The following is a 2,500-nucleotide window of genomic DNA, read 5'->3' as shown; positions in this document are numbered from 1 at the left end:
AAATTTGTTTCGGATGCAATCGCCGCAAGCATCAGACAGGATTTGATCTGTGCGCTCGCGATCGGACTTTCATAACGAAAACTTTTTAGTTTTTTTCCTTCTACTTTTAAAGGAGCGGTTTCTTTTTCCCCCAGACCGAGAACGGAAGCTCCCATGGCAGTCAAAGGTTTAATGATCCTACCCATGGGACGTTTTTTTAAAGAATCGTCTCCCGTAAGGACCGCGTTCACTCCGGGTAAACCACAGATGAGCCCGGCGGACAATCGAATCCCCGTTCCCGCATTTCCGAAATCAAGATCCACATTCGGCGAAATAAGACCGCTCTTACCCGGACTTTCAAACTCGTATTCTCCCGGTTTCACTTTTCGGACCTTTAATCCAAGTTTGGTGAAAGCGGACATCGTGTTCAAAGGATCTTCCGCTTCCAAAAATCCGATCACTTTAGATTTTCCCTTGGAAAGAGCGGCAAACAGAACGCAACGATGGGAAAGGGATTTGTCTCCGGGGACCTTGATTTCTCCGGATTTGAGTTTAATGTTTTTTGGAATCATCCTGGTTCTTCAAAATATAATCTCTAGATCTACGGGAAGTTTCCATAAACCGTTCCCATTCCTTCGGATCCAGAGTGTTTTTTGGATTCAATTTTTCTAATATACTATCAAGTCGGTCGCGGTAATCCAGAAGAGACTTGTAGATTTCGTTTTGGTTAGAACCAAAAATCGCCGCCCACATTTTTGGGTTGGAACCGGCGATTCTAGTCATATCTCGAAACCCTCCCCCGTTCAAGGGAATCGGAGAAAGATCGGTGTAACGTTTTACGGTTTTCTGATTGGCCGCCCAATCCGCCATAATCGAGGAAAGGATATGAGGAGAATGGGATAAATAGGACAATATGGAATCGTGTTCCTCCGCCGAAATTTCGATCGTTTCTGCGCCGACGAATTTCCAAAAGTTTTCCAAACGATCCCTGATTTCCGGTTTTGCGTTTTTAGGGGAAGTCAAAATACAAAGTCGACCCTCATATAGCGAAACGTTTGCAAATTCGAGTCCGGATTCCTCCGAGCCGCACATAGGATGAGAAGAAACATAGTTGTGCCCGCTCGGGAAACGCGTTTCCACGGCTTGGATGATATCCTTTTTTGTGGAACCGAGGTCGGTAATCATTCCAGAAAAATCGGTCGGCAACTCGGAAATTAACCCCACAGTAAGATCCACTGGAACTCCGAATATGATAAAATCGTAATCTTTCCAATTTTTAGAGGAGCGAAACTCCTCCGAAGTAAGAATCGTATCCGCGGATTTCAGGGATTCTCCCTTTGCCTTACTTTTAGAAGAACTCACGATTCCGGTAACGTGCGCCGAAATTCCCTTTTTTTTGAGGGCAAGAGAAAGCGAAGCCCCCATAAGCCCCAACCCATATATGAGAATATTATAAAATTCTAATTTCATAGGCTCTGCGGAGACATCGGATAGGAGCCGAGCACTCTCAGAAAAATCGTATTTTCCTTCAAACTTGCGAGTACGTTCTGAATCGCTTCGTCCTTTTGATGACCGTAAAAGTCGATGAAGAAGTTGTATTCCCAAGAGTTTCTTCTCGTGGGTCTGGATTCGATCTTGGTCAGATTCAACTGATGATCGAAAAACGGTTTTAACACCCGATAAAGCGCGCCCGGTTTATCGGGACAGGAGAAAACGATCGAAGTTTTGTCGTTTCCTGTGGGCGGGCATTGATTTTTTCCGATGATGAGAAATCGCGTCGTATTATCGACAAGGTCTTCGATGGATTCCCGAATCAGGCTGAGACCGTAGATTTCCGCCGCAATGGAGGAAGCGATGGCCGCACAAGCGTCTTTTTTTTCCGCTACGATCTGAGCCGCCTTCGCCGTGGAAGACGTTTCTATGACCTCCACATGAGGTAGATTGGCCGCAAGCCAATTCTTACACTGGGAATTGGCGATCTTGATTCCGTATAACGATTTGATCTTGGAAAGATCGTGTTCAAATCCAAGAAGACTGATGTTGATTCTTAAATAGTGCTCGGAATAAATGAGAAGATCGGAAATCAAAAATTGATCCAAAGTCGAATTGACCAAACCTTCGCTGGAGTTTTCCACCGGAACAATTCCGTAGTCGATCTTATCGGTTTCCACGGCACGAAACACGTCCGGAATCGAATTGAATTCCAACGCGTTAACCGAAGCCCCGAAACGAGTTCGGACCGCCTGGTTGGAAAAAGACCCCGCAGGTCCGAGATAACCTACTTCCAATCCTTTTTCCACAGAGATAGAACCGGACATGATCTCTCGATAAATCGCAAGCATCACTTTGTCGGGAAGAAGACCCGAACTCAAAGATTTTATCTTTTCGTAAACTTCCTTTTCCCGATCAGGACGAAAGACCGGTTCGTTTCGTTCCCGTTTGATCTCCCCGATTTTGGATGCAAATTCTGCTCGAGCCTGAATCGCTTTTACGATTTCCCGATCGAGAGAATCAATCTGAT

General features: G+C 45.4%; 3 protein-coding genes (2 of these 3 running past the window's edge). All 3 read right to left on the bottom strand.

Annotated features, from left to right (window positions below; genetic code table 11):
- Tightly spaced (each overlapping or abutting the next), the 3 genes in view from aroA to pheA form a layout consistent with a single transcriptional unit that may run on beyond the window.
- On the bottom strand, nt 1-551 hold the 5' portion of the coding sequence (gene aroA / locus FHG67_RS08790; RefSeq protein WP_142499741.1) for a 3-phosphoshikimate 1-carboxyvinyltransferase. 772 nt of this gene lie to the left of the window's left edge; only the first 551 of its 1,323 coding nucleotides appear in the window; it begins with the start codon at nt 549-551; the stop codon falls past the left edge of the window.
- Complete coding sequence (locus FHG67_RS08785; protein WP_004501761.1) at nt 532-1,449, bottom strand: prephenate dehydrogenase; 918 nt, start codon at nt 1,447-1,449, stop codon at nt 532-534. Before FHG67_RS08785 ends, aroA begins: the two co-directional genes overlap by 20 nt.
- A protein-coding gene (gene pheA / locus FHG67_RS08780; RefSeq protein ID WP_004499042.1) for a prephenate dehydratase crosses the window boundary here: on the bottom strand, nt 1,446-2,500 show its 3' portion. Its footprint extends 37 nt past the window's final position; the window shows 1,055 of its 1,092 coding nt (coding positions 38-1,092); the start codon falls outside the window, past its right edge — the gene reads right to left on this strand; it ends in the stop codon at nt 1,446-1,448. The genes FHG67_RS08785 and pheA overlap by 4 nt, the downstream gene beginning before the upstream one ends.

Source organism: Leptospira weilii (assembly GCF_006874765.1).
Lineage (GTDB): Bacteria > Spirochaetota > Leptospiria > Leptospirales > Leptospiraceae > Leptospira > Leptospira weilii.
The sequence above is the reverse complement of the archived record's forward strand: the minus strand, read 5'-3'. Positions and strand labels throughout refer to the sequence as shown.